This window comes from Halorubrum sp. SD690R (assembly GCF_005435035.1).
Taxonomy (GTDB): domain Archaea; phylum Halobacteriota; class Halobacteria; order Halobacteriales; family Haloferacaceae; genus Halorubrum; species Halorubrum ezzemoulense.
Genome location: NZ_SGTV01000022.1, coordinates 23,473 through 46,446 on the forward strand (window position 1 = coordinate 23,473; position 22,974 = coordinate 46,446).

General features: G+C 69.2%; 25 protein-coding genes. 7 read left to right on the forward strand and 18 right to left on the reverse strand.

What is annotated here, in order from left to right; genetic code table 11:
- The first annotated feature begins 44 nt into the window (after window positions 1-44).
- A complete protein-coding gene (locus tag EXE41_RS13185) occupies window positions 45-494 on the forward strand; it encodes an acyl-CoA thioesterase (RefSeq protein WP_049931896.1) in 450 nt (149 codons plus the stop codon).
- Window positions 495-569: 75 nt separating this feature from the next.
- Here the strand turns inward: EXE41_RS13185 and kdgK1 are convergent, their stop codons facing one another.
- Window positions 570-1,526: a bifunctional 2-dehydro-3-deoxygluconokinase/2-dehydro-3-deoxygalactonokinase gene (gene kdgK1, locus EXE41_RS13190; protein WP_137691264.1), complete on the reverse strand. Its 957-nt coding sequence runs from the start codon at window positions 1,524-1,526 to the stop codon at window positions 570-572.
- An 89-nt stretch (window positions 1,527-1,615) separates the two neighbouring features.
- A complete protein-coding gene (locus EXE41_RS13195) occupies window positions 1,616-3,637 on the reverse strand; it encodes a glycoside hydrolase family 36 protein (RefSeq protein WP_137691265.1) in 2,022 nt (673 codons plus the stop codon).
- 121 nt (window positions 3,638-3,758) lie between these two features.
- Here EXE41_RS13195 and bga point away from each other — a divergent pair, with 121 nt between their 5' ends.
- Window positions 3,759-5,870 (forward strand): beta-galactosidase Bga, encoded by a 2,112-nt coding sequence (bga, locus tag EXE41_RS13200; protein WP_049931894.1) that lies wholly within the window; start codon window positions 3,759-3,761, stop codon window positions 5,868-5,870.
- A gap of 641 nt (window positions 5,871-6,511) precedes the next feature.
- Here the strand turns inward: bga and EXE41_RS13205 are convergent.
- Genes EXE41_RS13205 through EXE41_RS13230 form a run of 6 tightly spaced genes read right to left on the reverse strand, consistent with a single transcriptional unit; the run spans window position 6,512 to window position 12,946 of the window.
- Window positions 6,512-7,366: an SDR family NAD(P)-dependent oxidoreductase gene (locus tag EXE41_RS13205; RefSeq protein WP_086219901.1), complete on the reverse strand. Its 855-nt coding sequence runs from the start codon at window positions 7,364-7,366 to the stop codon at window positions 6,512-6,514.
- A 40-nt stretch (window positions 7,367-7,406) separates the two neighbouring features.
- Complete coding sequence (gene dgoD, locus EXE41_RS13210; protein ID WP_049931892.1) at window positions 7,407-8,555, reverse strand: galactonate dehydratase; 1,149 nt, start codon at window positions 8,553-8,555, stop codon at window positions 7,407-7,409.
- Window positions 8,556-8,561: 6 nt separating this feature from the next.
- Window positions 8,562-9,683, reverse strand: a complete 1,122-nt coding sequence (locus tag EXE41_RS13215; RefSeq protein ID WP_086215462.1) for an ABC transporter ATP-binding protein — start codon at window positions 9,681-9,683, stop codon at window positions 8,562-8,564.
- A gap of 3 nt (window positions 9,684-9,686) precedes the next feature.
- Window positions 9,687-10,523, reverse strand: a complete 837-nt coding sequence (locus EXE41_RS13220; RefSeq protein ID WP_049931890.1) for a carbohydrate ABC transporter permease — start codon at window positions 10,521-10,523, stop codon at window positions 9,687-9,689.
- On the reverse strand, window positions 10,523-11,593 hold the full coding sequence (locus EXE41_RS13225) for a carbohydrate ABC transporter permease (protein WP_049931889.1): 1,071 nt from the start codon (window positions 11,591-11,593) through the stop codon (window positions 10,523-10,525). The genes EXE41_RS13220 and EXE41_RS13225 overlap by 1 nt, the downstream gene beginning before the upstream one ends.
- Before the next feature lie 18 nt (window positions 11,594-11,611).
- Window positions 11,612-12,946, reverse strand: a complete 1,335-nt coding sequence (locus EXE41_RS13230; RefSeq protein ID WP_086219902.1) for an extracellular solute-binding protein — start codon at window positions 12,944-12,946, stop codon at window positions 11,612-11,614.
- Window positions 12,947-13,270: 324 nt separating this feature from the next.
- Here EXE41_RS13230 and EXE41_RS13235 point away from each other — a divergent pair, with 324 nt between their 5' ends.
- The 3 genes from EXE41_RS13235 (at window position 13,271) to EXE41_RS19110 (ending at window position 14,968) form a co-directional block, all read left to right on the forward strand.
- The gene (locus EXE41_RS13235) at window positions 13,271-14,017 is read left to right on the forward strand and encodes an IclR family transcriptional regulator (protein WP_137691266.1); all 747 of its coding nucleotides are present in this window, start codon (window positions 13,271-13,273) and stop codon (window positions 14,015-14,017) included.
- 60 nt (window positions 14,018-14,077) lie between these two features.
- On the forward strand, window positions 14,078-14,716 hold the full coding sequence (locus tag EXE41_RS13240) for a bifunctional 4-hydroxy-2-oxoglutarate aldolase/2-dehydro-3-deoxy-phosphogluconate aldolase (protein ID WP_137691267.1): 639 nt from the start codon (window positions 14,078-14,080) through the stop codon (window positions 14,714-14,716).
- Between the two features lie 75 nt (window positions 14,717-14,791).
- Complete coding sequence (locus EXE41_RS19110; protein WP_155120039.1) at window positions 14,792-14,968, forward strand: hypothetical protein; 177 nt, start codon at window positions 14,792-14,794, stop codon at window positions 14,966-14,968.
- Here the strand turns inward: EXE41_RS19110 and EXE41_RS13245 are convergent.
- Both EXE41_RS13245 and EXE41_RS13250 read right to left on the reverse strand, forming a co-directional pair.
- Window positions 14,962-15,825 carry an ABC transporter permease gene (locus EXE41_RS13245; RefSeq protein WP_049931883.1) on the reverse strand — a complete coding sequence of 288 codons (864 nt, stop codon included), beginning with the start codon at window positions 15,823-15,825 and terminating at the stop codon, window positions 14,962-14,964. The two genes, EXE41_RS19110 and EXE41_RS13245, sit on opposite strands and share 7 nt — an antisense overlap.
- Window positions 15,822-16,889: an ABC transporter ATP-binding protein gene (locus EXE41_RS13250; RefSeq protein ID WP_137691268.1), complete on the reverse strand. Its 1,068-nt coding sequence runs from the start codon at window positions 16,887-16,889 to the stop codon at window positions 15,822-15,824. Before EXE41_RS13250 ends, EXE41_RS13245 begins: the two co-directional genes overlap by 4 nt.
- A 56-nt stretch (window positions 16,890-16,945) precedes the next feature.
- On the opposite strand from EXE41_RS13250, the gene EXE41_RS13255 reads away from it, so the two are divergent.
- Both EXE41_RS13255 and EXE41_RS13260 read left to right on the forward strand, forming a co-directional pair.
- Window positions 16,946-17,404: a hypothetical protein gene (locus EXE41_RS13255; protein ID WP_137691269.1), complete on the forward strand. Its 459-nt coding sequence runs from the start codon at window positions 16,946-16,948 to the stop codon at window positions 17,402-17,404.
- A gap of 115 nt (window positions 17,405-17,519) precedes the next feature.
- On the forward strand, window positions 17,520-18,788 hold the full coding sequence (locus EXE41_RS13260; protein WP_094583634.1) for a hypothetical protein: 1,269 nt from the start codon (window positions 17,520-17,522) through the stop codon (window positions 18,786-18,788).
- Between the two features lie 55 nt (window positions 18,789-18,843).
- Here the strand turns inward: EXE41_RS13260 and EXE41_RS13265 are convergent, their stop codons facing one another.
- The 8 genes from EXE41_RS13265 to EXE41_RS19345 form a co-directional block, all read right to left on the reverse strand.
- A complete protein-coding gene (locus EXE41_RS13265; protein ID WP_094521480.1) occupies window positions 18,844-19,047 on the reverse strand; it encodes a helix-turn-helix transcriptional regulator in 204 nt (67 codons plus the stop codon).
- On the reverse strand, window positions 19,044-19,442 hold the full coding sequence (locus EXE41_RS13270) for a hypothetical protein (RefSeq protein ID WP_094580528.1): 399 nt from the start codon (window positions 19,440-19,442) through the stop codon (window positions 19,044-19,046). The genes EXE41_RS13265 and EXE41_RS13270 overlap by 4 nt, the downstream gene beginning before the upstream one ends.
- The gene (locus tag EXE41_RS13275; RefSeq protein ID WP_199234019.1) at window positions 19,439-19,711 is read right to left on the reverse strand and encodes a hypothetical protein; all 273 of its coding nucleotides are present in this window, start codon (window positions 19,709-19,711) and stop codon (window positions 19,439-19,441) included. The genes EXE41_RS13270 and EXE41_RS13275 overlap by 4 nt, the downstream gene beginning before the upstream one ends.
- Window positions 19,712-19,713: 2 nt before the next feature.
- A complete protein-coding gene (locus EXE41_RS13280) occupies window positions 19,714-20,013 on the reverse strand; it encodes a hypothetical protein (protein WP_137691271.1) in 300 nt (99 codons plus the stop codon).
- Window positions 20,014-20,348: 335 nt separating this feature from the next.
- Complete coding sequence (locus EXE41_RS13285) at window positions 20,349-21,293, reverse strand: ABC transporter substrate-binding protein (RefSeq protein WP_137691272.1); 945 nt, start codon at window positions 21,291-21,293, stop codon at window positions 20,349-20,351.
- 293 nt (window positions 21,294-21,586) lie between these two features.
- On the reverse strand, window positions 21,587-21,853 hold the full coding sequence (locus EXE41_RS13295; RefSeq protein WP_086215456.1) for a hypothetical protein: 267 nt from the start codon (window positions 21,851-21,853) through the stop codon (window positions 21,587-21,589).
- Window positions 21,850-22,494, reverse strand: a complete 645-nt coding sequence (locus EXE41_RS13300) for a class I SAM-dependent methyltransferase (RefSeq protein ID WP_094494342.1) — start codon at window positions 22,492-22,494, stop codon at window positions 21,850-21,852. Before EXE41_RS13300 ends, EXE41_RS13295 begins: the two co-directional genes overlap by 4 nt.
- A 147-nt stretch (window positions 22,495-22,641) precedes the next feature.
- Window positions 22,642-22,818 carry a hypothetical protein gene (locus EXE41_RS19345; protein WP_198943843.1) on the reverse strand — a complete coding sequence of 59 codons (177 nt, stop codon included), beginning with the start codon at window positions 22,816-22,818 and terminating at the stop codon, window positions 22,642-22,644.
- Window positions 22,819-22,974: the final 156 nt, after the last annotated feature.

Here is a 22,974-nt window from a genome sequence, read left to right on the forward strand (position 1 = left end):
GACCGAGGACCGGTGTTTTTCCCGCGGCCGCGCCACGGGCGAGCATGCCCAGCGTCAGCGAGACCTACATCGAGAACCGCCAGCGCGTCCAGCCCACCCACACGAACAACTACGCGTCGGCCCACGGGGGGAACGTCGTCAAGTGGATGGACGAGATCGGCGCGATGTCGGCGATGCGCGCCGCGGGCGAGACCTGCGTCACGGCCAAGATCAACGAGCTCGACTTCAAGCGGCCGGTGCCGCAGGGGGACACCTGCGTCATCGAGTCGTACGTGTACGCGGTCGGGCGGACGAGCCTCCGGACGCGGATCCGCGCGTACCGCGAGTCGCCGCGGACCGGGGAGCGCGAGCTCACCACGGAGTCGTACTTCGTGTTCGTCGCCGTCGACGCCGACGGGGAGCCGACGCCCGTCCCGGACCTGGAGGTCGCGGGCGAGCGCTGCCGCGAACTCCGCGACGAGGCGCTCGCCGCGGAGCCAGACGAGGACCGCTGAGCGGCCGAGACGACCGATCCGGACGAGGACCACCGAACGTGCGGGCCGACCGCCGCGCGCGCGACGCTCGACGCGTCAGCGGCTGATCCGGTCGGCGCCGTCGATGACGGACGCGACCTCCGCGCGGGTCGTGACCGCGAGGTCGCCGTCGGTCGTCCGCTTCACGGCCGCCGTCGCCGACCCCCACTCCAGGGCCGCGGAGACGTCGCCGCCCCGCAGTCGCTCGGCGACGAACCCGGCGACGAACGCGTCGCCGGTGCCGATCGCGTCGAACGTCTCCGCCTCGAACACCGCCTGCTCGTACACGTCGCCACCCGTGAGCGCCGTCGCCCCCTCGTCGCCGCGGGTGACCACCACGGTGTCGAGGGCGTGGTCGGTCGCGAGGCCGTGGGCGACCTCGACGGCGTCGCCGTCGCGGTCCAGCACCGCCCGCGCGTCCCGGTGCGGGACGAACAGGGTGTCGACGTGCTCGAACAGCGTCTCGTACGCGTCGCGCGCCTCGTCGGGCCCCCACAGCTTCGACCGGTAGTTCAGGTCGAACGAGCGGGTGGCGCCCGCCTCGCCCGCGCGGCGCAGGAGCGCGGTCGTCGTCTCCGCGGCGGCCGGCGACAGCGCCGGCGTGATCCCCGTCGTGTGGAACCACTCCGCGCCGTCGAGCGGCGCCGCGGGGAGCTCGTCGGGCTCGACGGTCGTGATCGCGGCGTCGGCGCGGTCGTAGATCACGTTCGTCCCGCGCGGGGCGCCGCCGTGTTCGAGGTAGTACGTCCCGACCCGACTCCCGTCCGGGTCCGCCCACGCGACTTCCGGGCTGACCCCGTGACTTCGGAGCTCGCTCGTCACCCGCCGGCCGAGCGGCGAGTCCGGGAGCTTCGACAGCCACGCGGCGTCGACGCCGAGCCGCGCCGCGCCGACCGCGACGTTGCTCTCCGCGCCGCCGGCCTGGACGGCCAGCTCGCGCGTCGTCTCGAGCCGGTCGCCGCGCGGCGGCGACAGCCGGAGCATCGTCTCGCCGAAGGTCACGAGGTCAGTCATCGGCGCCACCCCACACAGCAGGTCTCGAACGTGTTCATACCCGGTGCTACGCTCGACCAATTATAAGAACGGGTGATCGGCGGCGGTCGTCACTCGCGGTCGAGCGCGAACGTCACGCGCTCCCCGTCGACCGCCGCCGTGAGGGCCCCGTCTCGAACGGTCGCCCCCGACGCGCGGTCCGACCCCCCCGTGAGCGTCGCAGCGTCGCCGAGCAGGTCGCCGTCCTCGGCCGAGACGACGGCGAACACGGCCGCGCCGTGCGGCGGCAGCTCGCGCTCGACAACCGGACCGGCAACAACCGAGCCGGAGAGCCCGTCCCAGACGACCCGGTCCGATTCTGGTCCCCCCCTCCACCCGTGCTCGCGCGCGTCGAACCTGACGGTCGACGGCTCGTCCGCCCAATTAAACAGGGCGACGGTCGTGGCCCCGTCGCCCGGCCGGTCGCAGACGACTCGCGACGGGAACCGCTCCTCGTCGAGTCGCCCGACCTCGCCGCCGGTCGCGGGCGGGATCGTCCGTTCGAGAAGCCGGCGGCCGGCCGCACCGATCTCCGCGAGCCGGTCAGAGAACACGTTCACGCCGCCGGTCGCGGCGACGAGCGCCGCGAACGACTCACGCTCGGCCGCGGTGAGGTCGCTCGTGTCTCGGACGAGCTGGCAGTCGGGGTCGTTGAGCCACCACCGCCGGTGGAGAAAGTTTCGGGTGAGTGTGTTGCGGACGGCGTTTTTCAGCCCCGGCTGACTCCCCGACTCCCCCGGCGTCTCCCATGTCGGGTCAGTGTCCGGGCCGACCCGCATGGCGTCGAAGAGCCCGACGCTCGGGGCCATCGGCGCGCCGCAGCCGAGGAGGAACGCGTCGTCGCCGGCCGCCTCGGCGATCGCTTCCACGCCCCGCCGATACGCCTCGATCCGGGTGGCCTCGGGGTCGTGCCGCTCGCCGGGGAGTGCCGCCGCGAAGAGGAAGTCGAGCTTCAGGTAGGTGAATCCCCACTCGTCGACAACCGTCGAGACGGTCTCACGGAGCCAGTCGAGGACCTCTGGGTGCGTCGTGTCGAGCCCGTACAGCTCGGACCCGGCGCGGAAGCCGCCGTCGACCGGCGTTCCCGGACCGTCGCCAGCGCCGTCCGTCGGCTCCGTGACGAACCAGTCCGGGTGGTCGGCATACAGGTCAGCGCCGGCCTCCACGTAGAACGGCGCGAGCCACAATCCCGGGCGGTACCCCGCGGTCGCGATGTCACCCGCAACGGTGCTCATATCCTCGAACCCGTCGGCGATCGACCGCCAGTCACCGAACGCCTCCATGTAGCCGTCGTCGACTTGGACCACGTCGACCGGGATCTCCCACCCTCTGAGTTCCGCGAGGTTCTCCCGCACGTCCGCCTCGGTGACATCGGTGAAGTAGTGGTACCACGAACACCACCCGGTCGGCGCGCGCTCGGGTACGCGGGCGTCCATCCGCTCGCCGACGCGGTCGGCCAGCGCGGCCAGTCCCTCCCGCAGGTCGCGGTCGGCGTCAACCCACAACGGCGGTAGCTCGGTCCGCTCGCCGGGCGCCAAGCGCGTCCCCTCCAGCGGACACACCGCGCGCAGCGTCGCGACCCCGTCGGCGTCGTCGGCCACCTCGAACCGCGTGCAGAACCGGTCGTGTTCGAGGAACCCCGCCGTGACGCCGCGATCCCCCTCGACGAGCCCGGTCAGGTAGCTGCTGACCCGGTCGTCTGTCGACGCCGCGAGGTCGTTCATCATCGGGGCGTTGTCGGGGTCCTCGATCGGGAACCGCTCTCCGACGGAGAGCGTCCCCGTCGGCGTCCACGACTGGTACCCGTGCCGGTACACACGCGCGTCAGCGCCGAACGCGGTGTCGAACGCGCACGTCACGTCGCCGACTCGGACCGGTTCCTTGCCGGCGTTCTCGACGGTCACGGTCGCGGTCACGCCGCCGCCCTCCGTCGACAGCGACACCGCTGCGACCCGCACCCGCCCGTCTTCCCCGTCGGTCGCCGCCGCGTGGAGGCTCCCGACAAGGAGGTCGCCGGCGTCGTCCGCGACCGTGACCTCGCGGTCGGTCGGGTCGTACGTGACTGCGGTGGTGTGCGCCCTGCCCTCGTTCATATCACACCCTCTCCGTGCCCCCACAAATACCCTGCCACGCGAGCGCCCCGTCGGGCGGAGGCCGACCGCCGTCGACTCCGCCTATCCGAACGCTTAGGTGACACGGTCGACACGGTGAGCCATGCGAACCGGAGTCTGTTACTTCCCGGAACACTGGCCGAGCGAAGAGTGGGAACGCGACATCGCCGCGATGGCCGACGCCGGCCTCGAATACGTGCGGATGGCGGAGTTCTCGTGGGGAGTTCTTGAGCCCGAGCGCGGGGAGTTCGACTTCGGGTGGCTCGACGAGGCGATCGAGCTCGTTGGCGACCACGGGATGGAGGCGGTGTTATGTACGCCGACGGCGACGCCGCCGAAGTGGCTAGTCGACGAGCGGCCGTCGATCCGGCAGGAAGAGCCCGACGGCACCGTCCGTCAACACGGCAGCCGCCGCCACTACTGTTTCAACTCCACCGCCTACCGCGAGGAGACGGCACGGATCGTCGAGCGGGTCACCGAACGGTACGCCGACTCGCCGCACGTCGCCGGCTGGCAGACGGACAACGAGTTCGGCTGTCATCGGACCGTCCGCTGTTACTGCGACGACTGCGCCGAGGCGTTCCGGACGTGGCTCGCGGACCGCTACGGCGACATCGACCGGCTCAACGAGGCGTGGGGGAACGCGTTCTGGAGCCAGCAGTACGGCTCGTTCGAGGAGGTCGACCCGCCGGGGCCGACCCCCGCGGAGCACCACCCCTCACGGCTGCTGGCGTACGCGCGCTTCGCCAGCGACTCGGTCGTCGAGTACAACCGCCTCCAGGCCGACCTGATACGCGAGGCCGACCCAAACTGGTTCGTTACTCACAACTTCATGGGACGGTTCCCAACGCTGAACGCCTACGACGTGAGCGCGGACCTCGACCGCGTCGCCTGGGACTCCTACCCGACGGGATTCGTTCAGGACCGCTACGACGGGGAGGCGTCGCCGGACCAGCTGCGGGCCGGCGACCCCGACCAGGTGGGGATGGACCACGACCTCTACCGGAGCGCGCTCGACAGGCCGTTCTGGGTGATGGAACAGCAGCCGGGCGACGTCAACTGGCCGCCGCACTGCCCCCAGCCGGGCGAGGGCGCGATGCGGCTGTGGGCCCACCACGCCGCCGCTCACGGGGCCGACGCGGTGCTCTACTTCAGGTGGCGGCGCTGTCTCGAGGGGCAAGAGCAGTACCACGCCGGCCTCCGGAAGGCGGACGGCTCGCCCGACCGCGGGTACGCTGACGCCGCGCGCGCTAGCGAAGAGTTCGCGGCGCTCGACAGCGCCGACCACGTGGACGCGCCGGTGGCGGTCGTCTTCGACTACGACTCCCTGTGGGCACTCGACGCGCAGCCCCACGCCCCGGAGTTCGACTACTGGGCGCTCCAAGAGGCGTTCTACGGCGCCGTCCGCGGTCGCGGCGTCCAGGTGGACGTGGTCCCGCCGAGCGCCGACCTCTCCGGATACGCCGCCGTCGTCGCGCCCGCGCTCCACCTCGTCACCGAGGACCTCGCCGACCGGCTGACCGACTACGTCGCCGGTGGCGGGGAGGTCCTCTTCGGACCCCGAACCGGCGTGAAGGACGCGGAGAACAAGCTCCGACCGACGTCGCAGCCCGGCCCGCTGACCGACCTCGTCGGCGCGGCCGTCGACCAGCACGAGTCGCTGCCGCGGCGCCTCGAAACGGCGGTCCGGCGGGCGGACGGTCCCACGGACGACGGGAGCGATGCCGACGACGGCGCGGCGCCGTCCGCCTCGTTCCGGACTTGGGCCGAGTGGCTCGACCCGGACGCCGCTGAGGTCCGGTACACGTACGAGGTCGACGGGCCGGCGGACGGTCGACCGGCGGTCGTCGCCAACGCGGTCGGCGACGGACGCGTCACCTACTGCGGGGTCTGGCCCGACCCGGACCTGGCGGACGCGCTCGCGTCGGCCCTGCTCGACCGCGCGGGTATTCGTTACGCCGATCGGCTTCCGGACGGCGTCCGCGTCGGCTACCGCGGCGGCCACACGTGGGTGACCAACTTCACGGGCGACCGGCTCCGACTGCCCGGGATCGACCCCGACTCGCTCGCGGTCGACGACGCCGACCGGGACGCCGTCGACGCGGCGGGTGACGGCGGCGAGGACTCGCGCGCTGACACCGCCGTTGTGGGGTCGTACGGAGTCGTCGTCATCGAGGGCGACCGCGTGGACGGTCTGCGGGTCGCTCAGCCGTAGTCGGACACGTCAGTCGAAACATACGGCTCCGCTGAATCCCATTCTTAAACCTTTTCGCCTGAAACAGCCGGTCGTTGAAGAGTGCTACCTGATCGATAGCGGGAGTGAGTGTTGCAGATCGGTGGTGCGAATAAGATATTTAAATAGGCGTGCGCCACGGCGTCGATCGTTTATAAATGGACGAAGCGGTCGGCGCGCGCCCGGGAGCGGGCCGGAGGCCCGCGAGCGGCGCCGCGCGAGGGAGTCGGTGGCGGGCGGAGCGAAGCGACGGCCGCCAGCGACGAGGATGGGGAGGTTTGAGGCTGCGGTGCTGTTCCGGGGCGGGAATCGAAGGGGCAGCCGCGAAACCGCCACAGGCGACGCAAGCACCGCAGGGAGGGAGTGGCAACGACCGACTGAGGACCGCAGCGAGCGCATCGAGTCCTCGCGACTGGGGCTTTGGAGGTGTTCGCCGCGTCGTCGAGCGCCTATAAACAGCTACCAGCAACACCACTTGATCGCTTATAAACGACCGCACTCGCGACCTGCGATACGCACTCCCGCCCTCACCCGTTGCCGTCCCCGTATTGATTACGGCGATTCACAGTGTGTGATCGTCGGAGCAGTTCAACAGCCACCAATTCGGAATCTTCCTCGACCGGCTACTCCGAGCGCTCTCGCGCCCGGTAGTCCGGGAGGGTGTCGTCCTGCATCACCGCGCTGCGGCCGCCGTCGACGAGGAGGGCGGCGCCCGTGACGAAGGCGGCGTCCTCGCTCGCGAGGAAGGAAACGGCCCCGGCGACGTCGGCCGGCGTGCCGATCCGGCCGGTCGGGTGGATCGACTCGACCTCCTCGAACCGCCCCTCGGGGAGCTCGTCGCGCGTCCGCTCGATCTCGACCCAGCCCGGAACGACCGTGTTCACCCGGACCCGGGGGCCGAAGTCGACGGCGAGCGACCGCGTCATGCCGTTGATCCCCGCCTTCACCGCGTTGTATGGGAAGTGCGCGGGCATCGTCGCGTACGCGTGGTTTGACGAGACGTTCACGATCGCCCCCCGGTCCATGTGGTCGAGCGCCTCCCGCGCCGCGAGCCAGTACGCCCGGAAGTCCGTCTCGACGACGAACGCCCAGTCGTCGAGCGTCGCCTCGTCGGCCGCGGTCTCGGTCTGGACGCCGGCGTTGTTCACGAGCACGTCGAGCGAGCCGTACTCTTGGACGGCCGCCTCGGCGAGCGCCGCCACGTCGTCCGGGTCGCGCATGTCGGCGCGGACGAACGTCACGTCGCCGGCGGACGCGCAGTCGGCCGACTCATCCGGGGACAGGTCCGCGATCCGGTCGACGACGGCCTCACCGGCCTCGACGGTGCGGCCGCTGACGACGACGTTCGCGCCCTCGGCGGCCAGCCGCTCCGCGATTCCGGCACCGATTCCGCGCGTCGACCCCGTGACGATAGCGGTCTTCCCGGCGAAGCGTCGGGGCACCGCGTGGTCGGTCGGTGATTCGTGTCGGCGGGTCATCGCTCTCTCCCGCGTCGCCGCGTTTGTGTCAGCATCCGGATCACCACTCCGCCACGGAGCCGTCGTCGTGCCGCCAGACGGGGTTGTGCCAGTCGACGTTGCCGTGCTGTTCCCGGACGTGCTCCTCGTCGATCTCGATCCCGAGCCCGTCGCCGCCGGGGATGTCGACGAAGCCGTCGCGGTACTCGAACACCGCCGGGTCGGCGAGGTAGTCCAGCACGTCGCTCGTCTCGTTGTAGTGGATGTCGAGCGACTGCTCCTGGATCAGCGCATTCGGCGTGCAGGCGTCGACCTGAATGCAGGACGCGAGCGCGATGGGCCCGAGGGGGCAGTGCGGCGCAATCGACACGTCGTACGCCTCGGCCATGGACGCGATCTTCTTCATCTCGGTGATCCCCCCCGCGTGCGAGACGTCGGGTTGGATCAGGTCCACGGCGTCCGCCTCGAGCACCTCCTTGAAGTCCCACCGCGAGTACATCCGCTCGCCGGTCGCGATCGGGATCGTCGTCGACTGCCGGATCCCCGAGAGCGAGTCGTTGTGCTCGGGCAACACCGGCTCCTCGATGAACATCGGGTCGTAGGGCTCCAACGCGGCCGCGAGCCGCCGAACCATCGGCTTCGACACGCGCCCGTGGAAGTCGACCCCAATGTCGACATCGTCGCCGACGGACTCCCGGACGGCCGCGATCCGGTCGACCGCGTCGTTCACGGTGGCCGGGGTGTCGATCGGCCGCAGCTCCGCGGTCGCGTTCATCTTCAGCGCCGAGAACCCCGCGTCGACCTTCTCGCTGGCGGCCTCGCCGACGTCTGCCGGCCGGTCCCCGCCGATCCACTGGTAGACGCGGATACGGTTGCGCGCACGGCCGCCGAGCAGCTCGTGGACTGGCGCGCCGAACTGCTTCCCCTTGAGGTCCCACAGCGCCTGGTCGACGCCGGCGATGGCGCTCATCAGCACGGGGCCCCCGCGGTAGAACCCCCCGCGATACATCGCCTGCCAGTGGTCCTCGATCCGCGTCGGGTCCTCGCCGAGCAGGTAGTTGTCGAGCAGCTCCTCAACGGCCGCGACGACCGTGTGCGAGCGCCCTTCCACGATCGGCTCCCCCCAGCCGACGGTACCGTCGCTCGTTGTGAGCTTCAAGAATAGCCAGCGAGGCGGTACTTCGAACAGCTCGTAGTCGGTGATGTACATGATCGCTTAGTTCTGTGTCGTTCCGACGACAGCGCTGTCGACGGAGTCCGTTTTGGTTTTCAGCGCGTCGCCGGTCTCGACGTCGAACAGGTACAGCGCCGCCTCGTCGAAGTCGAACGCGACCTGTGACCCCTCCGCCGGCCGGACCGTTGGGCTGACGCGGGCGGTGAGCTCGTGGCCGCCAATCTCCATGTAGAGGAAGTTCTCGTTCCCCATCGGCTCCACGACCGTCACGTCGGCCGCGTTCCGACCCGATTCGACGACCTCGATGTCCTCCGGCCTGACACCGACACTGACCCGTTCGTGTCCGTCGACCGGCTCCGAGTCGTCGAGCTCGTACGCGAACCCCCCGGGACCCGCAAGGGTACCGTCTTCCACGTCGGCCGTAAGGAGGTTGATGCTCGGCGATCCGATGAAGTCGGCGACAAACCGGTTCACAGGCGAGCGGTACACCTCCTCCGGCGACCCGACCTGCTGGAGTACACCGCCGTCCATCACGGCAATCCGATCGCCCATCGCCATCGCCTCCGTCTGGTCGTGGGTGACGTACACCGTCGTCACGTCAAGGTCGGCCTGTAGCTCCTGTAGCTCGGTCCGCATCTCTGAGCGGAGCTTGGCGTCGAGGTTGCTGAGCGGCTCGTCCATCAGGAACACAGACGGCTCTCGAACGATCGCCCGTCCAAGGGCCACGCGCTGCTGTTGCCCCCCGGAGAGTGCCTTCGGTTTCTCGTCGAGCAACTCGCGTATCCCGAGCATTTCGGCGACGTCCTCAACTTTCGCTTCGATCTCGTCGCCGGTCAGCTTCGTCGAGAGCTTCAGCCCGAAGCCGATGTTACCCCGGACGGTCATGTGCGGGTACAGCGCGTAGTTCTGGAACACCATGGCCACGTCCCGTTCGCTGGCCCGGTACTCCGTGACATCCTCGCCGTCGAACCGTATCGTCCCCGCCGTCGCGTCCTCAAGACCGGCGAGACAGCGGAGCGTCGTCGACTTCCCGCAGCCGGACGGCCCGACCAATACGAGGAACTCGCCGTGGTCGATATCGACGGAGAGGCTCTCCACGGCGACCACGTTCTCGGTTCCGGAGTCGTACACCTTGTCTAATTCCGTGATGTTGATTCCTGACATTGGTTACTCTTTGAGCGACCCCGCGAGGATGCCACTGACGAACTGTTTCTGTAGCACTAAGAACAACACGACCATCGGAACGATGGCAAGCGTCGCCGCCACCATGATCTGGTCGTAGTAAATCCGCTGGAACCCGGTCAGCTGCGCCAGTCCGATGGGGATGGTGTACATGTCTGCCGACTCGAGGATCACGAGCGGGTACAAGAACAGGTCCCACTGGAACAGGAACAGGATGATCGCCAGCGCGGCCAGCGACGACCGCATTGTCGGTAAGGCGATCCGATAGAATATCTGGAACTCCGTCGCGCCGTCCATCCGGGCGGATTCGAGCAGCGCGTCCGGGATCGATTTCATGTTCTGCCGCATGAGGAAGATTCCGATGGGGTTGGCCGCCCACGGGAGGATGATCGCCCGGAAGGTGTTTGTCCAGTCCAGCTGTGCCATCAGCAGGAACAGCGGGATGACGAGCAGCTGGATCGGTAACACGAGCGTCGCCAAGATCGTATAGAAGATCGGTTCCTTGTACTTGAACTCGTACTTGGCGAACGCGAAGCCACCCATCGAACACAACACGAGCGAGAGCAGCGTGTAGACGACGGCGATGAAGACGCTGTTCCGGATCGTACGGACGAAGTCGAGCCGCTCCTGTAGTGCCGCGAAGTTGTCGAGGAATGCGGTGCCAGGAATCAACCGCGGCGGGAACTGGAGGAACTGCTCCTGTGGGAGCGTCGCCGCCACCAGCATCCAGTACAGCGGTACCATCATCACCACAACCATCGTGATGACGAAGGCGTAGGTGAGGAACCGCCAGACCGCGTCCTTCCGGCGTTGATCGCGCATCAGTCCTCACCCCCGAGCTTGATCTGGATGATTGAGAAGATGCTAACGACCACCACGAACACGACCGTAAGCGCACTCGCATAGCCGAGGTTGAAGTTGACGAACGCCTGCCGGTAGATGTACTGGACGATCGTGATTGTCGCGTTCGTCGGGCCGCCGCCAGTGATGACGTACGGCTCGGCGAACAGCTTGAACGTCCCAATCGTCGACAACACGACGACGAATAGCAGCACCGGTTTAAGCTGCGGGAGCGTGACGTAGCGGAACTTCTCCCACCGGTTCGCTCCGTCGATCTCAGCCGCCTCGTACAGCTGCTGTGGGATCGTCTGGAGACCAGCGAGGAGGATAATCATATTGTACCCCGTCCACCGCCACGTCACCGCGGCGATGATCGTGTTCCGAGCCCAAAACTCACTGGTCAACCACGGTATCGGACCGAGCCCGACACCGGAGAGGACGTAGTTCAGGAATCCCAGCTGCTCGTTGAAAAGCAGCAGGAACACCGTCGAGTACGCGACGAGGTTCGCCGAGACCGGCAGCGCGATCGCGGTGCGGAACACTCCCTTGAGACGCATGAACGAGGCGTTCAGCGCGAGTGCGAGCGCAAGTGCAAGCCCAATCATAAGCGGGACCTGAACCGCGAGGATGTACGAGGTGTTGAACATCGACTGCCAGAACAGATCGTTGCCGAGCAGGCGGGCGTAGTTCCCGAGCCCGACGAAATTCAGCTGCGCGATCTGCGGAATCTCGACGTACAGCGGGCCGAGGTCGATCCAGAACAGCGATCCTTCGCCGACGCCCTGATACTCGAAGAACGACAGATACAGCGTGTAAAACACCGGGAAGGCGAGAAACAGCCCGAACAGTACGAAGAACGGTGCGATGAACAGGTACGCGACGCGCGGCAGCGCCGGCATCGCCGCCGTCAGATCCTGCCTGGCGAACCGCACTCTGTCCCATCCCGGTCGCGCCGCTCGTCTGAGCCGTCTCCCGACGCTCTGTATCCTCGCCCGGGCGCGTCGGCGGTACGTCTGCTCGACGCGGTCGTTTGTCTCGTCAGAAGTGGCCATTCGATCGGTCCCTCCGAGTTACGCGAGGTCCCGATCGGTGTTCTCGGCGACAGTCTCCGCGGCCGCCTGGACGGCTTCTTCGGGCGACTGCTCGCCGTTGATCATCCGCTGTAACTCGGTCTCGATGGCCTGTGACACCTCTGGCGTGTCCGCGGTAAACCGGTATCCGGGCGCGTCCTGTGCGACCTCAGCGAAGAGCGCTCGTGCGGGCTGACCGTCGTAGAAGTCCAGTTCCTCGTCGAAAACCGGGTCGTCGTAGGTGGTCTCCAGCGCCGGGAAGAGACCGTACTCGTCATACATCGCCAGCTGCATCTCCTTGGTCGCCAGCGAGAACTCCATGTAGTCCCACCCACGCGCATGGGCCTCGTCGGACACCTGGTCGGCGATCATAAGGTTGGAGCCGCCCCAGTTCGACGCGCGCGGCCCGCCCGACTCCAGCGCGGGGATCTTGAACACTCCCCAGTCGCCCGCGGTGTCGGGAAGCTCGGCCCGCAGAGTCCCTTCCATCCACGCCGCCGAGGGGAGCGAGGCGATCGTCGCGTCGCCGTAGGCGCTGAACCAGGCGGACGTCCATCCTTCAATGTTGGCCGCGATATCGGCGTCATAGATCTCCTTTATATTGCGGGCCACACGGAGCGACTTCTCGTTGTGGATGTTCACCTCGCCGCTCTCGAGGAAGGGCTCGCCGGACAGCTGGCGGAACTGATACCGCCAGACGCCGGAGAGGTCCCCCTCAGGGAGGTTGAGCATGTACTGGTCATCCGGGAGCTTCTGGCCCTCCTCGATGAACTCCTCCCACGTCTCGATGCTGTCCGGGTCGATATCGTGTTCGTCGTACACCGACCGGCGGTAGTACACCGCCGTGGGACCGGTGTCCCACGGGAGCGCGTAGATGTCGCCGTCAACGGTGAGGGCCTCCCACTTCCCGGAGACGAAGTCGTCCTGAACGCCCGCTTCCTCGATCTCGTCGGTGAGCGGCGCGACGGAGCCCGTGTCGATGAACGACGGGCCGTCGACGGACTCCAACATGGAGACCGCCGGCGCGCCGGAGCCCGAGAGCAGGTTCGTCTGGAGTCGGTCCTTCATCGCGGACCGACCGAACTCCTCGACGGCAACCGTCGCGTCGTTCTCGGACTCGTACTCCTCGGAGGTTATCATCAGCGCTCGCGCGGCAACATCCCACCCCCACACGTTGATCTCCGACGCCATGCCGTTGCCGCCGTCGCTCTCGTCGCTGCCGTCGCTCCCGTCACTGCCGTCGCTCCCGTCGCCGCCGTCTCCCCCACTTCCTGGGTCGCCGGTTCCGATACACCCTGCGAGTCCCGCGAGCCCCGCGAGTCCCGCGCCTTTCATGAGTCTACGTCGCCCGTATTGGGCGTAGTTTGGTTTGTTAGTCATGATCGAACCTGACTATCAGTCTCTTGCGTTACAGCTATATAAAATTACTGGGCATTTGTCCTAAAAACGGCTCAGAACCGCTTCATTTGTGTTTTCACGAGATGAACAGAGGCGGTATATATGCGTTTTTTCGAATTTGTTCCGTCCGAACCCAATAGTGTGAGCATAATGTAATTAATTTATAGACTACAACCATAATATAATACTCTTATCCGTGACTGTGTTCTCCTATACTAAACAAGTGTTATACCGCTGTCTCTCATACCACTCTCAGAAACGATGGGAGATACGGACACCATCACTGTTCAGGCGACGGAGACGTCCATGCAGATCGTCGAGGAACTATACGACCGTGACGGCGCCGGAGTCACCGAGTTAGCCGACGCGATGGACGTCTCGAAAAGCGCGGTTCACAACCACCTCTCGACGCTCCGTACGCTCGGTTACGTGAAGAACACCAACGGGACCTACGAGCTCACCCATCGATTCCTGCGGATCGGGTTCGGGACGAGAGAACGCAATCCCGTCTATCAGGCGGCGCAAAGCGAGATACGAAAACTGGCGCGGAACACAAACGCGGTCGCGAACCTCGTGGTTCCGGAGAACGCGGACGCCGTCTATCTACATCGAATCGGCGCCCGAGACCACCCGATCTCGGTCGGTGGGAGCGTCAAGCTCCATGCCGCCGCGGCCGGCAAGGCGATCCTCGCGTTCCGGTCGGCGGACGCGGTCGACGAGTACGTCGGCCGTCACGGCCTCGACCCGAAAACCGACCGGACAGTGACCGACCGGGCGACGCTCCGCTCCGAACTTCGGTCTATCAGGGACCGGAACATCGCGTTCGACCGCGGCGAACTCGACCCGGACTGGCAGTGCGCCGCCTCCCCTGTCGTCGTCGACGGCGACCCTGTGGGCGCGGTCAGCGTCTCCGGCCCGTCAGACGAGATGCAGGGGAAGCGGTTGGAAGAAGACACAGCCGGACTCGTCTCCAGCGCCGCGAAGACTATTGAACTCGAACTGTTGTGACGCGGCGCGACCGCGCTCAACACGGTTCAATTTAATACCCCTCCCCGAAAGATACTCGCCATGCGAACCGACCGACTCGACCGGATCACGGACGCCGGCGTGATCGCCATCCTCCGCGGCGTCGGCGTCGAAGAGGCCCCGGCGGTCGCCGACGCCGTCACCGACGGCGGCGTGACGGCCCTAGAGGTGACGGCGGACACGCCGGACGTGACGGCCGCGATCGAGGCGGTCGCCGAGCGCGTCGACGACGCCGCGGTCGGGGTCGGCACCGTCCTCGACGCGGAGACCGCCCGCGCGGCGCAGCTCGCCGGCGCCGAGTTCGTCGTGACGCCGACGGTGAACCGGGAGGTGATCCGGACCGCGAACCGGTACGGGACGCCGATCGCGGCCGGCGCGTACACGCCGACAGAGGCGATCGAGGCGTTCGAGGCCGGCGCGGACTTCGTGAAGGTGTTCCCGGCGAAGACCGGCGGTCCCGCCCACGTCGCGGCGCTCGGCGGGCCCCTCTCGCAGGTCCCGCTCGTCCCGACCGGCGGCGTGACGGCGGACGACGCCGGCGCGTACGTCGAGGCTGGCGCGGCGGCGGTCGGGGTCGGCGGCGCCATCGTCGATCACGACGCGATCGAGGCGGGGGCGTACGACCGGATCGCCGCGAACGCGCGGGCGGTGGTCGAGGCCGTGTCGGCCGCGCGGGAGTGAACCGGGTGGCTCCGACTCGACGAGGGGAGGTCCCGACCCGACACGCACATATGCCGCCGCGAACGTCGTTCGGGTATGCGTAAGTCCGGACGGGTGTTCCTCGCCGGCGTCGCGGCGGCGGGCGTCGCGGTCGGACTGTTGCTGTTGGTCGGGGCGCCGACCTCGCTGGTCCCGACCGGCGCGCTCGGCGCGGCGATCCCCGTGGCGCTGACGTACGCCGTGATGACGGCGGCCGACGACGACGCTCAGTAGTCGCCGAGCACGCCGAGCCGCCGCGCTCGGCGCGTCGCCAGCTGGAAGACGAGGTATCCTCCGGCGAGGTAGCCCCCGGCGACCGCGACGAGCAGCGCCAGGTCGGCGGGCGGGAACTCCCACAGTCGGGTCCCGTCGACCATCGCGCGCTGGAGCATCGCGCTGCCGTGCGCCAAGGGGAGGACGCGCGTCCACGGGAGATCGAAGACGGGCGCCGAGATCAGCCCGACGAACCCGAACTGGAGGAGGTTGAGCCAGTTGCCGATCCGCTTGTACAGCACCGTCACGCCGCCCGCGGCGAAGCCGAGCCCGAGGACCGAGACGATCGACAGCCCGGCGACGGCGACCACCGTCACCGGCGCGAGGCTGAGCCGCGTCCCGGTCGCGAGGAGCATCACGGCGAGGATCACCGCGCTCGTGAGGAAAGTGCGCACCACCTTCGCGACCCCCTTCAGCAGGGCGACGGGCGCGAAGCCGAACGGCGTGGTGATGTGGCGTTCGAGGGTCCCCCACTGCACTTCGCTGCCGATGTCGTTCGACACCGAGGAGTACGCGCCCACCGACAGCGTCCACAGGAAGTAGCCGACGACGATCCCCTCGATCGAGTCCGCCAGCGCCTGTCCGGCGAGCAGCTGCCCGCCGAGGAACAGCGCGGCGAAGAAGAACAGCGACACCACGATCCCGCCGATCGCGTTGGCCGGGTACCGCACGAAGATCAGGAACTCCCGATAGAGGACCGCCCGCGCCAAGTGGTAGTAGGTGGCCGGCCGGGGCTCGTCGTCCGGCCGCACTCCGTCGCCGGGTTCGGCCGCGGCCGCGCCGCCCGGATCCTCCGGCGGGCTCGTGTCCGCGCTCATCGCCGGTCACCCCCGGACGGGGCGCCGAGGTCGCTCCCCGTGCGTTCGAGGAACACCTCTTCGAGGTCGGGCTGGACCGTGCGGATGTCCGAGACGGTGACGCCGGCCGCCCGCAGCGCGTCGGTCAGGTCGTACAGCCGGTCGCCGCCGGCCGCAACCGTCACCGCGGGCGGGCGCGCCTCGCGGTCGACGTCGAGGACCTCGAACGCCTCGCGGAGGCCCGCGACCGCCTCGGCGTCGAGGTCCGGGCTGGCCACGCGCACCGCGTCGCTCGCGGCCGCGCCGAGCAGCGCCTCCACGCTGTCGTCCGCGACGATCCGCCCGTTCGACAGCATGACGACGCGGTCGCACACCGCCTCGATCGTCGTCATGTCGTGGCTGCTGACGACGATGGTGAGCCCCTCCTCGACCGCCAGCCGGCGTAACTCGGCCCGGAGCGTCCGCGCGCTCTCTACGTCGAGCCCGAGCGTCGGCTCGTCGAGGAAGACCAGCTCCGCGCCGCCCGCCAGCACGCTCGCCAGCGACACCTTCTGTTTCATGCCGCGCGAGAGGTCCCGAACGGGCGTGTCCGCCTTGTCGGCCAGGTCGAGCCGGTCGAGCAGGCGGTCGTGACGCGCCGCCACGGAGTCGGGGTCGACTCCGCTGATCGTCGCGAAGTACCGGAGGTTCTCCCGGACCGTGAGCCGCCAGTAGTCGTTGCGCGCGCCCTCCAACATCGCGTCCACGTCGGCGTAAGCTGCGCGGCGGCCGTCGCCCACGTCGTTGCCGAACATCCGGACCGACCCCGCGTCGGGGACGACGATGCCCAGCGCGCACTTGATCAGCGTCGTCTTACCCGCGCCGTTCGGTCCGAGCAGCCCGACGACGGAGCCGCGCTCGACCGCGAGACTCACGTCGTCGACCGCCGTCACCGCGTCGTCGCCGTCGCCGAACCGCTTCGTGAGCCGCTCGACCGAGAGGGCGGGCGGGCCGGTCAGCCCGTCCGTCGACGCGTCGTCGTCCGCGCTCCGGGTCTCGTCGCGCTTGCGGGGACCATCGCTCGCGCTCGCCGCGCTCCGTGCCATTGATCCGGGGTACGAGCCGAGCGGGCATATATCCGCGCTCGCGCCCCAACGCGGACATGGACCTCGACCAGTTCGCGGCGGACGCCCCCGACGACGACGCGCCCAGCGACGCCCGCGTCTGCGTCGTCGCGACCCAGCCGGACACCTTCGAGCGCTGTCGCGCCGGCTTCTACCCCGCGCCGCGCTCGTATGACCGCACCCGCGCCGACTTCGCGTACATGGCCTTCTACCGGACCGAACCGGTGTCGGCGGTCACGCACTACGCCCGCGTCACGGCCCGCACCGAGCAGACCCGCGGTGAGCCCGGCCCGATGGACGAGGCCGACTGGAAGGCGCTCATCGACCCGTTTTCGGAGGAGCGCGTGGTCGTCGTCTTCGAGTTCGACGACCTCGTGCCGCTGGAGCGCCCGGTCGAGAACGACCTGAACGGCGTGCGCGGCGCGTGGTACTGCGCGGTCGACGACCTCCGCGAGGCCGGGACGCTGTCGGCGCTGCGCGAGCGGGCGGAGACCTGACCGGCCGGTCGTGATCACCGGCTCTACTGAGATACGCCGCGACGGCCGGGCGGACCCGCGAGACGGCACCTGAGCAGACCGAATTTTATTATCGACGAGACTCAGGGCGTTCACGATGCGGTACGGTGCCCTCCTCGCCCTCTGCGTGGTACTCGCGGGATGCGGCGGGTCGCTCGGACTCGGGTCGGCGCCGGCAGACGACGTCTGCCGCGGGGCCACGGGGGCCGAGACTCCCGAGTCGGTAGCCAGCACTGCGCCTCCCGACGCCTCCCGGGTCGAGGTCCGAGGTGACGGAGACAGGCTCCCGGTGAACGCAACCGTGGTCTGGCTGCGCGTGCTCGACCTCCACGGACTGTCGCCCGCGGAGGTTCCCGCCCCTGTTGTCAGGGTCGCTCCGGCCAGCGAGCAGACCTTCTCGCAGACCGATCTGGACGGGAACATGGACCGCTTCGGCAACCTAATCGGCTTAAACGAGAACCAGAGTCGAGACGTGACGCTGACCAGCCCCGACGGCTACGTCGCTCCCCCGGATTTCACCGACGGTAATTACTCGAGAGTGAACGTGGGGATCGGCGGGGACGACCCCGTCGCTGACGTCGAGGCCACGCTCGCCCACGAGTACGTACACGTCGTCCAGATCGAGACCGATTTCTGTTTGACCGACGAGGAACTGACACAGGTTCAGGCGAACGTCTCACCGGGGATGTTCGCCGCCGTCCGCGAGGGGGCCGCAGAGTACGTCGCCGATGTCTACGCCGAGCGCTACCTGGAGGGGATCGATCTCAGGGCCGAGCGCCGGGCGGCCTACGAGCGGGCCAGACCGAACGCCTGGAAGCTGTCCAGGGCCGGCTACTATTACGGCTATCGCCACGTCGCGGCCCGCGCCGAGTCGCCGCGACAGCTGCCGGCCGTGTACGAGACGCCCCCGGAGACGACGGAGCAGCTCGTTCACGGGCTGCGACCCGACGAAGCGCCGCCGGTTCCCCTGTCAGTCCGAGCCGGAGAGAAGTGGCAATCCCGCGGGACCGTCGGCGAGCTCCGCCTCCAGGTCGCGCTGACGGAGGGGGTGGCAGAATCGCGCGCTGCCGAGGCCGCGGCGGGGTGGGGCAACGACACGCTCCTGCGGCGCGGTGACGACTACGTCTGGATCGTGCGGATGGACGACGCCGCGAACGCCTCCGATCTCGAAACGGCGCTGGAGTCCCACGTCGACGGGCTCGCGGCCGCCACCGATCCGATCGGCCGACCGTCGGACATCGCATACCGGGTCGTGCGGGTGGACGAGGAGACGCTGGGGCTCGTCGTCGGTGAGTCAACGACCGTCGAGAGCCTCCGTATTTCGGCTGAGGGCGAGGCGGTAAACGTCTCCACCGAGGCCGCGTAGCCGCCGGCCTCGGCGGCGGTTCGGTTTCGAGCGCGCCCCTCGACCGTGCGTCGCCTCAGTTCGTATTGAGGGTCGGGTCGAAGAGCGTCTCGACCCGGCAGTCGAAGTGTGCGGCGAGTTTGAACGCCAGTTCGAGCGAGGGGTCGTACCGCTCGCGCTCGATCGCGTTGATCGTCTGGCGGGACACGTCGACGGCGTCCGCGAGGTCGGCCTGGCTGAGACCGCGTTCCTCTCGGCGCTCCCTGACGCTGTTTTTCATCTGTATCGTAACCAGCCGTAGGTGAGCGCGAACAGTCCCGACTGGACCGCGATCGCCAGTAGCGCCCCGTCGAACGCCGGCGGCGGCGTGTACACGTCGATCTCCGAGAGGACCACCATCGTCGGCCAGAGCAGGATCATCCCCAAGGTGAAGACGGTCGCAGCGAGGGCTATCGCCCGGCGTTCGAGCGCGCGGTCGCGCTCGTCGAACAGGGGGACTGAGGTCCCCTGCCAGACCGCCAGAAAGCCGGCGAACCCCGCCCAGTACAGCGCGACTCCCACGACGGGGTACCCGACAGACTCGGCGGAAATAAACCCGAGGGTCCCGGCGAGGACGCTACCGCCCATCAGCCGGCGGTACCGGCGGATCCGGGCCTGTCTGGACGAGCCGCTCACGGCAGGAACCTCCGGACGCTCCAGTACAGGCCCTGTGCGGCGTCTCGGAGGGCCCCGGTCGGCGACAGCCCCGCGTCGGGGTCCGCGGCGGGCTCGAACTCGGTCCGGAGAGCGGACGCCGTGACGCGGCACACCGCTCCCGTGTGGACCCGACGACCGTCGGCGTCGCCGACCCGGAGGAGCGTCGCGCCGTCGGTGGCCCCGACGACGCGATAGACGCCGGGGTCGTGATCGCCGTCAGTGGGGCGGTAGTGTGCGCCGACGTCCACGGTCAGCACCCCTGTGACGCCGCGGTCCCGTCGTGATCGACCAGCTGTGAGAGGAGGGCCGGCAGCGCGATCCAGCACGCGGCCGAGACGGCGAACGCGACCACGAGGCCGTCGATCGGCCCGACGGCGAGCCGGTCTTCGAAGTGGACGAGAGGGGTGATGGCGACGCCGCCCACGAGCAGCTGGAGGTACCAGGGCAGCGCCTCCAGCGTCGCGTGGTCGCCGAGCCGCCGTTCGATGGCGAATCCGGCCGCGAGCGCAGCCACGAACACGGCGATACTCGCGAGGAGTGCGGTGGCCATCAGCGCTCACTCCCGTCAACGGCGGTGGTTCCCTGTCGATGCGTTCGAGAGCGGAGATCGTCGTTCATTGGTGGTTTCCGGTAAATCGGCGGCGTCGTAAAGCGCGCTTTACAGTAAAGCGTACTTTACAACTTAGTATTAAATGTGTTGGTCAGTCGGAACGAGCCGGAGAAAGAGGTCCTAAGCAGTCGATGGTCTCGACGAAACCGCCGTTCGGAGGGGCGGCACGCGCTCGCCGTTCCGCTCCGCTGACGACACCGCTCCGTGCTCAACGAGCGGTCCCCGTCTGTCTCTGAGAGCGGTGGCGGGGCGAGAACGCCGGACCGCAGTCGCCGTTATCCGCCGTCGGCGCGCACCGAAGGCGTCGCGGCCGCGTCGACGCGCGCGATCCGGTCGTGCGCGGCGGGCGGCGTCGCGGCGTGCTCGGGGTGGAGACACGCGAACAGCGCCTCCAGCGAGTCGACGAGCCGGTGGCTCGGGCGGTTGAACAGCCCGTTGCCGTCGACAGCGTAAGCACGGTCGCGGCGGACCGCTACGAGGTCGTCGAAGCCGGGCCGCGCCGCGAGGTCGCCGACCGCGTCGACGGCCCGGTCGCGGTCGAAGCCGCAGGGCGCGACGACGAGGGCCTCGGGGTCGACCTCGCGCACGTCGTCCCACGCCACCGGCTCCGAGGGGCCGTCCGGCTGGAACGACGGGTCGCCGCCCGCGAGTTCGACCATGTCGCGAACCCAGTGGCCCGCGCGGATCGGCGGGTCGGTCCAGTCGAGGACGGCGACTCGGGGGCGGCCCTCGTCGGCGACCGCGCGCTCGGCGCGCTCGCGGACCGCGTCGACGCGATCGCGGAGGTCGCCCCGGAGCGCGCTCGCGGCGTCGGTCGCGTCGACCGCCTCGCCGATCCGCACCACGTCGTCGAGCGCGTCGGCGAAGGAGTGCGGGTCGCACGCGAGCACGTCTGGCGCGGGGTCGAGCCGTTCGGCGGCCGCGCGGACCTCGCTCGCGTCGACCGCGCAGACGTCGCAGGTCGCCTGCGTGACCAGCAGGTCGGGGTCGAGGGCCGCGAGCCGCTCCTCGTCGAGGTCGTAGACCGCGCCGTCGACCGCGCGCATCTGTTCGTCGATGTCGGCGGCCGAGCGGTCCGCGTGGTCGACGACCGTGCTCGTCAGCGTCGGTAACTCGCGGGCGGCGGGCGGGTGGTCGCAGCTGTGAGAGACGCCGACCGGCTCGACGCCGAGCGCGAACAGCGTCTCCGTGGCGGAAGGCAGCAGTGAGGCGACGCGCATGCCCGAAAGAACGCGCTCGACGGGCAAAAGCGAGGGGGCCGGCCCGCGCTACTGGGCGGGGAGCCACGCGAGGAGGGGCCGCGAGACGACGTAGCCGGCGTACAGCAGCGTCGCGACCGCCAGGGCGGCTGACGCCGCCTGGAACCACCGCGCCGTCGGGGCGTCGAGCGTGTTTAGCAGCGTGACGGCGAGCAGGGTACTCAGGAGGACGAACCGCGCGTCGCGCCGGTCCGTGCCCGGCCGTGGAACGGAGCTGGTGAAAATGGTCGGTGGTTTCGTGGCCGACGCGACGCCTACTCCGTGACGGCCTCAGCGGTCGCCGTCGCGTACGCGGCCGCGAGATCGCCGTTCGGCAGGGCGTCGAGCGCGGCCCCGCAGCCCCACCGGACGCGGTCGCGGCGCTCGCCGGCCGGGAGCTTGTTCGTCGCTACCGTCTCGGCCGTGTCGAGGGCGGCCCGCGCAGTCGGCTCGTCGCCCTCGGTCGCCGCGGTCGACGCCGCGACGAGCAGCTGTTCGAGGCTCGCTCGCACGTCGTGAGGGACCTCGTCGGCGTCGGTCACGAGTTTGCTTCCCTGTCGGGTGTCTCGCCGAGCGTCGCGAGCGCGAACTCGGTGCTGCTGCCGAGCGGGTCGGTCGCGGTCGGCGTCTCGACCTCGGTGAACCCCGCGGCGCGGAGCTGGTCGAGCGTGCGCTCGCGGCCAGGTGCGGAGAAGAACATCTCGCCGCCCATCCAGCCGCGCCGGACCGTCTCGAAGCGGCCGCCCGGCAGCGTCGTGAGGAGTCGCCCGCCGGGACGGAGGACGCGGGCGAACTCCGCGTACACCTCGGGGTGGCGCTCCCGCTCGACGTGAAACACCGCGTGGTACGCCGTGACCGCGTCGAAGCGGTCGGCCGCGAACGGGAGCGCCGACATCTCGCCGTGGACGAGCCGGGCCTCGGGGACGGTCTCTCGGGCGAGGTCGAGCCCCCGGCGAGAGATGTCGATCCCGACGCTGCCCGGCGGGAGGTTCGCGAGCGTGCGCGCGCCGTCGCCGCAGCCGACGTCGAGGACGAGCGGGTCGCCGTCGCCGACCGCGGGGTCACTTGCCAGCGCGTCGAGCAGGTCGTCGATCAGCGCCGCGTCCGAACCGTCGGGGTCGCGGCGGGCGGCGTACGTCTCGGCGACCTCGTCCCACGCGCGGCGCACCGCGTTGCGGTCCATACCGACGTGACGGGCGCGAGCGGCTTGATTTCGTCGGCGGTCGAGGCACGCTGGCGCCGGCGGTCGAGGCACGCCGGCACCGCCGCTCGGCGTTCCGGGCGCGCGAAAAGATTGTCGGGGTTCGAGGCGGGGTCGTGCCCGACCGCGTCAGTCGTCGGCCGGGGCGCGCGGCTCCGCCGGGGGCTCGGGCTCCTCCGTCTCGCCCGCCGGCTCGTCGACCGCGTCGGCGTCGGGGATCGCGTCGGGTTCCTCGTCCGGCTCCTCGGATCGATGGCGTGCCCGGACCTCCTCCCAGGTCATCGCCTCGTCGTAATGGTGGCACATGGCAACTATTGACAAGGTCTGTTCGCTCATAAGCGTTACGTCGGTTAAGCGGGGTGAGAGCCCGCAAAGCGCGGTGTCGACGGGACGGACAGATCGGCCCGGGCGCCGAACTGACGGTCGCGGACGCCGGGCCGATCGGCGGGGGCGTCGACCGTA